This window comes from Paenibacillus sp. P4_A9 (assembly GCF_056402415.1).
Map to the genome: position 1 here is coordinate 1 of NZ_JBFUHL010000113.1, position 7,180 is coordinate 7,180.

The window sequence follows — 7,180 nt, forward strand, 5'->3', positions numbered from 1 at the left end:
AAATACGGATAGTTGCCCGTTTAATTGCTTAGTCCGTTCAACTAACGAAATGAAAAATTGATTAACATGTTAGAGGCATAAAATGCAGTGACATTAAATTAACGGATAACGAAAGTGAAGGAGTTTGCCTCGGCGGCAGCTCCTTTTTTATTCATTAAAGTAACGGGCAGTAKAGCGTGGTYGATACTGCGGTCGGTTAGCCCCTAAAWAGGTTAACTTGACCTCATAATACGAAYKRGYAGGAACGATATATRCTATATACAAAWAAAGGTAATTGGTAATTGATGTTGAATTCTTCACCTGAACGCAATTATTAATGAGGTGWTAACAATGGCATGGAATATTGGRTTACTTTGTATAAAGGCGGAACCAACTGTCGTCGAAAGTGAAACTTATCTTGACCTTTTTTATAARTCAAAAGAAGGGCTTCATTTTGAAGAAATTACATCAGTTACTATGGGATCAGCTCTTGGAGTTGGWTATWTAGAGCCATGGACATTTATTTTTGATATAAACGCCAGATTTATTTTTGATGAGAAGTTTCCACTTGAAGTATCAAAGAAATTTAAAGTTAAGACATWTTGGRTTTCAGAGTCTCTAATATATAGAGATTATCATTTCGGTATTTTTAAAAAAGGTGGAATTAAAACGGAAGTWAAAGGAATTGAAGAAGGACTAAAATATTTGTCCTCAAATGGGATAAAAGCAAAGGATGAATGGGGGGAGACAATTATTTTTCAAATCATTGAAAGAGAAATATTAAATAAAACAGAGGGGGATTTTGTTGGTTCAATAAGGAGTTTACCATTTGCAAAATATGATCTTGATTAGTCAATTACCAACGAGAGACTAAGCTACCGTAGAATGAATAGTTCAAGAAGTAAGGAGTGGATTCATGTTTGCGGACTCTCGAGTATTAAACGAAGGAATGGGTTAGATTCTTGGACCATTTCTGGCTTACATAACCATAGCTCGAGTTATGTGCTCGAAATATATAAGTGGGTTTCAGAAAACCTCCCTGGCTCGTATGGTCTTTTATATATTCATGACGATGAAGATGCTGAAGATAACAACAAGTTTATTGTCTGGAAACTGGCTCGTGGGATTATTACTCGTGAGACAGACAGTTTCCTGTCACCATATATCCCAGTAGTTGAGGATGAATATGACCCGAATAGAAATGATTAATAATGGTTTATTTATTACGCTAACGCAAAACTATAGTTCAATAAACAACAGGTATCCTCGTTCCGCTAATTGGAGATTTGCTTTATTATTAATGGTAAATCCTTTATTAAGGTGGCACTTATATGAAAAGAATTCTTGCAACAGTTTTTATTATTCTTATTTTAACTACAATCTTTAGTGGATGCGCAAGTAAAATAACTCAAAAAGATATCCAAACATCATTAGAGAATCAGGGTCTAACAGTTAGTTACAACAATGAGTTGCAAGAAGTAAATAACGGAGAGTTTCTAATTAATGGTAAAGTGAAACTTGGAGTGGGGTATTATAAAACCGAATCTCAGCGAGAAGAAGGGAAGAAAACGGGAGAAGAATATCTTAAACAAAGTGGAGCCAATCATAAGTACCTTGAAGCAAAGAATATTTTATTTGCACTATACCCATCACAAGATGAGAAGGATGTTGTTCTTGAAGGGAAAATAGTGAAAGCGATTGAAGAACTCAATAGGTGAGATAATCGGATTCGAACAAACATTACGCTAACGGAAAACGATAGTTGAATAGCGGCAGCTACAGTATTATTGTAGTAATATTAAAGAGGGGTTTGCGCCCCAGAAACATCTAATTTATTGTGCTTATCCAATTGAATGGAGGGTCTGGCATGGGCATTAGGAATTATCTGATTGAAGGCGTTTCCGGCGCCGGCAAAACTACGGTCTGCAACGAATTGCAGCGGCGCGGCTACCATGCCATTCATGGTGACCGTGAATTGGCTTATCAAGGCGACCCGGAAACTGGTACGCCGACGGATGGCTTTAAACCCGAACACCACATTTGGCATGTAGATAAAGTAAAAGCTTTGGTCGCCAATCAAGATGAGGCGGTAACATTTTTTTGCGGTGGTTCACGGAATTTCCCCATATTCATTGATCTCTTCGAAAGCGTGTTTGTCCTTGAGGTCGACCTGGAAACCTGTCTCCGGCGGATTGATGAGCGAGTGGCACTGGACCCAACTGACTGGGGTGGCAGACCAGAGGAACGGGAAATCATTCGGCGCTTGCATCAAACGAAAGAAGGCGTTCCCAAAAACGGGATTATAATCGACGCCACCGTACCGATCGCGCACGTCGTTGACGAAATCCTCCATCAAATCGAAGCAAATGAACGCCAATGACAGTAACTTACGGGCGCTCAAGGACAGCCCAATACATCAGTGCACCTGGATACGAATAGGACCATCCACTGCGTTAACGGGACACGAGAGCTTAATAAACAACAAGTAGAGGCTGCCGCAAATAGGCAGCCTCGTTACGTTAACGGGCAGGATAGTTCAATCACTTCACGAATATTCTAAATATGGAATTATTGTGAGGTGACTATTTTGAGATTTAAGAAACCGTTATGGATTATATTTGTTTTGGTAATTCTAATAGCTGCTTACATCGTAATATCAACAACTTTCATTAATGAAAAAGCCTATTTGAAAAGGGCTTGGGATGAATCTAATCATAATATACACATTATTAAGTGGCAGGAAGGCGAAGTATCTATTAATTCTTTACAAGAAACAAATATCAAGCAATTGTTTATTCCTAAACGTAACACGAATGCAAAGATTAATCGTAGTTTATTATGGATTAACGGTAATAAAGCTGTTCGTGTGCTGTTTCATACCGATTTTGAAGGTTTACAAGGTCCCATAACAGTTTATTTTAATCCTTTTACTAAACAAGTAATTGGTTATGATGTAAATGAATGAGGCGGAGGGATTAAGCTAACGAAAAACTTAATTTTACGACCGTGCAACAAATTCGAAAAGGTGCCTCATGAAATTAAGCTAGTTGGCAGGATAATTCTGTAACAAGCGAAATCAAACTTGGCACCGACTTTGGGAGGGGATGGTTTACGTGCATGAAATTGTAATTCAAAAAGTCAAACAACTTGACACTGGTAAATTACTTCGTTTAGTTGATGAAAGTGAAATTGAAGGCTTCCGTCATATCAAACGATTGGTAATAGATTACGAAAATGGAGCAAATAAATTTGACAAAGAGGGGGAAGCACTCTTTATTGCTCTTCAAAACAATGAAATTGTAGGAGTTTGCGGACTAAATTCAAACCCCTATGAGAGTAGTTACGATGTTGGTCGTATTCGTCGACTTTATGTCTCTCCAAGAGTACGTCGATTTGGAATTGGGCGAATGCTAATGAATTACGTAATCGAAGAAGCTAGGAATACATATAAATTACTTGTTTTAAGAACTCATAACCCGATTGCTGATATTTTTTATCAGTCTCTTGGATTTTCGAATAAATTTGATTCAGAAAATGATACCCATTTTCTACAACTAGAGCAAAACTGAGGACGAGTACAATAAACGAAGCTCAATTGACCGTTCAACTTGGACGGTCAATTATTTATCCCTGAGCAACAATATTTGCGAAAACAGCGTAAAATAAAGAGAAGGTGCCCAATTTGTTTGGTTTATTTAAGAAGAAATCTAAGATGATTATTCCTTTAGAGGATCAACTTCAAACATTCTCAAACCTTGGTATTACTTTGAATTCTGATATTGATCCAATATTATTGTTAGAAGAATTTTCAAAAGAGAGATATGAAAAAGATCCATACCAATTATTACTTATCTCGATGGGGGGAGAAATATATAAGAATGATGAATTCTATATTATTTCAAACCATATTTGGCATTTAGATACAGAATGTATTGAAGATCACGGAGATTATATAAGAATCATTGAAAGATTGATGAAGTTGACTAATATGAATCTTCAAAATATTCAAGATTTTGTTGACATTGAGAACGAAACTGCATGGGTTTCATTTGAATATAACAATACAAAAATTAAATGGGATCTTGAAAATGATAATGATTGGTTAGACCCCAAGTTATTTGATAAATTTATTGAATTATGTGGAGATCGTTCTAACAAGAAATTAGCCATTGCGTCTTTAGGACAAGATTGTTTAATCGGTTATTTTAATGAGAGACAACTTAGGGAACTTAATAAACTTGTGAAATATAAATTCAAATGATGGAGGAGTTTGCTTCGGGGCAGCTCCTCTTTTGGTTTATTGAAGTAACGGGCAGGATAGTTTAATCACTTCGACGAATTCTTTAACGTTATCTGAATCAATACTTAGACGGGTGATTACATGAATCCAATTTATAATAACCATTTTATAAATCTTAAACCTAAACTCACTATTGAAGATCTATTAGAAATTGAGTATTTACATATCTTCACATTTCCTACGGCATTCAAACTGCACTATTTGGCTTTCAATGGTGGTGAACCAGAAAAATATATTTTTATTGATGAGGATAATGATGTATATGTAATCCAACAATTCATTCCAATAACAGGTGAGGGGCGGAATTTAAAATCAGTATTAAATCATTTAAGAATTGAGGAGATTATACCTGCCTGGTTGATCCCATTTGCCGATGAACCTTCAGGAGATCTTTACTGTTTTAGCATTGAAAAAGATTCTATGGGGGAAATTTACCTTTGGTATCACGAAGTCGAAGATCCTGAAGAATCTTATTCTTATTTATGCAATTCACTTCCTAATTTTATTAATGGAATGCAGGAAGATTTAAGCTAACGCAGAACGTTACTTAAATAGAGCTCGCTGGCTACAGCGCAATTTGCGAACTTAACATGTAAGAATTGTTTGAGAATCAGGGGAGTGGGGAGTATTGCAAATGAAAAATCTAATAGGGGAGCGAATATATTTACGTGAATTTATGTCTTCTGACTGGTTAGATGTTCATGCGTATGCTTCGCAGGAGATTGTTTGCCGTTTCCAACCTTGGGGACCTAATACTGAAGATCAATCAGAAGCATTTGTAAATCAAATCTTAGTTGACACTAATAAAACAAATAGAACACGTTTTGTCTTTGCAATAGTTGAGAAAAGTACAGAAAAAATGATTGGTGCTGGTGAATTTAATATCAGATGTTTTACACATAAAAATGGCGAGATAGGCTATATAGTTCATCCTGATTATTGGGGTAAAGGAATCGCAACAGAAGTTGCTAAATTATTAGTGAATTTTGGCTTTAAGGAGTTTCAACTCCATCGAATTTATGCAACTTGTGACCCAAGAAATATAGGATCCTCTAAAGTACTTGCCAAAATAGGAATGACACAAGAAGGAAGATTGAGGGATGCACTGTTAGTAAAAGACGGTTGGCGTGACTCACTGGTGTTCGGTATCCTAGAAGATGACTGGAAAATCATATAAGATTGCGATAATACGGTAGCTGGGATACGATCGGCTGCCTTTTTCCATTGAAGTAACGGGCAGGATAGTTCAATCACTTCTCGAATACTTCAAGTACGGAGAATTTGTGAAGTTTGTGAATAAGAGTTATCAGAAATATCCGAAATAATTATAGAGAGGTATAACTAAAAGTATGATATATTGTTGTGAATCTATGGAAAAACAAATAAATCATAAATGCGACCAACATTCAGATCCTTTTGAATGTGCAGATAATCTTATTTTTTACTCAACGAGATTTGATGAGTATGGAATTATTATACATGATGGTGGAGCATCTTTTTCAAGGATATCTTACTGTCCGTGGTGTGGAACCAAATTACCGAACTCTAAGAGGGATTTGTGGTTTGATATACTTGAAGAAATGGGCTTTGATAGTCCGTTTGAACAAGATATCCCAGACGAATACAATTCAGACAAGTGGTATAGGGATAAATCAGTAGTTAAACCTGATAAAACTAATATTAGAGAATATATTGAGAGTTGCATTCAAAAGATAGCTAATAAATATCGAATGGTAGAACCACCTAGCTTTATAATTGACAATTCCGTTGATAATATGACGGTCGATGTAACAGAGTTAGGTAAATTCTATAAGGGTACTATAAAGCTGTGCCCTAGTTCACAAGATTACCATTATGATGAAGTAATAGGTTCTACACTAATAAATTACTCTTTTGATGGATCTAAAACATTTAGAATTGATTTTTGATAAGAATATGCCATATATAAAGCAGAAGAAACAAGGGTGCTATGGATTGATGACGCAATCGAAAAAGACTATATAACTAAAATATCCACCCTAGGCATTTCGGGGAATTTCATCCCGATCATCATTACGCTAACGGAGAACGATAGTTAAATCCCAAACATCGAGGCTGCCGCGTGCAGCCTTTTATGCTAACGGGCAGGTTAATGCAGTGCTATTGTAGAAAGAAATAAACAAACAAAACCAAGATTAGAGAAATAAGGTGCGAGTAAATAATGGACGAAATAATGAGCTTAATCTTATTGCTAAATAAACGAGAAACACTTCCACGTGCGGGACTTAGACGAAATTCCATCTACTATAGACTTATCACATACATAAATAATTCCATTTGCTTATCATTAAGCGAATCATATGAAGATGTTGCTTTGTTTATTAATAGGGCAGAAGAAGAAATACAGATATTATTGGAGAAGGAAAGTGAATTTGCTCACAGTAGCTACTTTTCATTATGTAATAAATACATGACACATCTCTCAGGATACATGCTGAAAAATAATCTCCTATCTGAAGCTGGAGCAAAACTAATACCAGAAAAATACCACGTTGAATAACATTTGATTTCATTTCAATCATAGAAAACTATAGAGAAAAGGACATAAGCTAATAGTCCTTGTCTGAACTGGAGTTGTATCATTTGTCGGATATAGAGGCTAAAATAACCTTCTTGAGAGAAGGCGGAAGACAGAATCCAGCAGTTTCTGGTTATCGACCCAATCATCTCATCAAAGATGATTATCTAACTAGTGGTACCCATCATTATTGTGATAGAGAGATAGTTCAATTGGGCGAAACTGTACTGGGTAACATTACACTTCTAATCATCAGCTGTTAAATCGCTCTGAATTAGCCCATTATTTAGGAATAAGTGAAATCGAGGTAGACAAACTTGGTCCGCAAAATATAGGTGCTGGAC

The 7,180-nt window shown here is 35.9% G+C and carries 11 protein-coding genes; all 11 read left to right on the forward strand.

Annotation, left to right across the window (positions count from 1 at the left end; translation table 11 throughout):
* The first annotated feature begins 330 nt into the window (after positions 1 to 330).
* The 11 genes from AC1DVJ_RS28995 (at position 331) to AC1DVJ_RS29045 (ending at position 6,818) form a co-directional block, all read left to right on the forward strand.
* Positions 331 to 831, forward strand: coding sequence for a hypothetical protein (locus AC1DVJ_RS28995; RefSeq protein WP_477596033.1), 501 nt, complete (start codon positions 331 to 333; stop codon positions 829 to 831).
* Between the two features lie 33 nt (positions 832 to 864).
* Complete coding sequence (locus AC1DVJ_RS29000; protein ID WP_477596035.1) at positions 865 to 1,188, forward strand: Imm7 family immunity protein; 324 nt, start codon at positions 865 to 867, stop codon at positions 1,186 to 1,188.
* Between the two features lie 122 nt (positions 1,189 to 1,310).
* Positions 1,311 to 1,697, forward strand: coding sequence for a hypothetical protein (locus AC1DVJ_RS29005; RefSeq protein WP_477596037.1), 387 nt, complete (start codon positions 1,311 to 1,313; stop codon positions 1,695 to 1,697).
* Positions 1,698 to 1,846: 149 nt separating this feature from the next.
* Positions 1,847 to 2,359 (forward strand): AAA family ATPase, encoded by a 513-nt coding sequence (locus tag AC1DVJ_RS29010; RefSeq protein WP_477596039.1) that lies wholly within the window; start codon positions 1,847 to 1,849, stop codon positions 2,357 to 2,359.
* Between the two features lie 207 nt (positions 2,360 to 2,566).
* Positions 2,567 to 2,944, forward strand: coding sequence for a hypothetical protein (locus tag AC1DVJ_RS29015; RefSeq protein WP_477596041.1), 378 nt, complete (start codon positions 2,567 to 2,569; stop codon positions 2,942 to 2,944).
* Between the two features lie 148 nt (positions 2,945 to 3,092).
* Entirely contained in the window at positions 3,093 to 3,548 is a 456-nt protein-coding gene (locus AC1DVJ_RS29020; protein WP_477596043.1) for a GNAT family N-acetyltransferase, read from the forward strand.
* A gap of 143 nt (positions 3,549 to 3,691) precedes the next feature.
* Entirely contained in the window at positions 3,692 to 4,240 is a 549-nt protein-coding gene (locus tag AC1DVJ_RS29025; RefSeq protein WP_477596045.1) for a hypothetical protein, read from the forward strand.
* 120 nt (positions 4,241 to 4,360) lie between these two features.
* Positions 4,361 to 4,813, forward strand: a complete 453-nt coding sequence (locus tag AC1DVJ_RS29030) for an SMI1/KNR4 family protein (RefSeq protein WP_477596047.1) — start codon at positions 4,361 to 4,363, stop codon at positions 4,811 to 4,813.
* 100 nt (positions 4,814 to 4,913) lie between these two features.
* Positions 4,914 to 5,456: a GNAT family N-acetyltransferase gene (locus AC1DVJ_RS29035; RefSeq protein WP_477596049.1), complete on the forward strand. Its 543-nt coding sequence runs from the start codon at positions 4,914 to 4,916 to the stop codon at positions 5,454 to 5,456.
* A gap of 172 nt (positions 5,457 to 5,628) precedes the next feature.
* The gene (locus AC1DVJ_RS29040) at positions 5,629 to 6,207 is read left to right on the forward strand and encodes a DUF6980 family protein (RefSeq protein ID WP_477596051.1); all 579 of its coding nucleotides are present in this window, start codon (positions 5,629 to 5,631) and stop codon (positions 6,205 to 6,207) included.
* Positions 6,208 to 6,479: 272 nt separating this feature from the next.
* Positions 6,480 to 6,818, forward strand: a complete 339-nt coding sequence (locus AC1DVJ_RS29045; RefSeq protein ID WP_477596053.1) for a hypothetical protein — start codon at positions 6,480 to 6,482, stop codon at positions 6,816 to 6,818.
* Positions 6,819 to 7,180: the final 362 nt, after the last annotated feature.

Coding starts and splice junctions, on each gene's coding strand:
- AC1DVJ_RS29000 (WP_477596035.1), top strand. CDS start 865: ATGAATAGTTCAAGAAGTAAGGAGTGGATTCATGTTTGCGGACTCTCG.
- AC1DVJ_RS29005 (WP_477596037.1), top strand. CDS start 1,311: ATGAAAAGAATTCTTGCAACAGTTTTTATTATTCTTATTTTAACTACA.
- AC1DVJ_RS29010 (WP_477596039.1), top strand. CDS start 1,847: ATGGGCATTAGGAATTATCTGATTGAAGGCGTTTCCGGCGCCGGCAAA.
- AC1DVJ_RS29025 (WP_477596045.1), top strand. CDS start 3,692: ATGATTATTCCTTTAGAGGATCAACTTCAAACATTCTCAAACCTTGGT.
- AC1DVJ_RS29030 (WP_477596047.1), top strand. CDS start 4,361: ATGAATCCAATTTATAATAACCATTTTATAAATCTTAAACCTAAACTC.
- AC1DVJ_RS29035 (WP_477596049.1), top strand. CDS start 4,914: ATGAAAAATCTAATAGGGGAGCGAATATATTTACGTGAATTTATGTCT.
- AC1DVJ_RS29040 (WP_477596051.1), top strand. CDS start 5,629: ATGATATATTGTTGTGAATCTATGGAAAAACAAATAAATCATAAATGC.
- AC1DVJ_RS29045 (WP_477596053.1), top strand. CDS start 6,480: ATGGACGAAATAATGAGCTTAATCTTATTGCTAAATAAACGAGAAACA.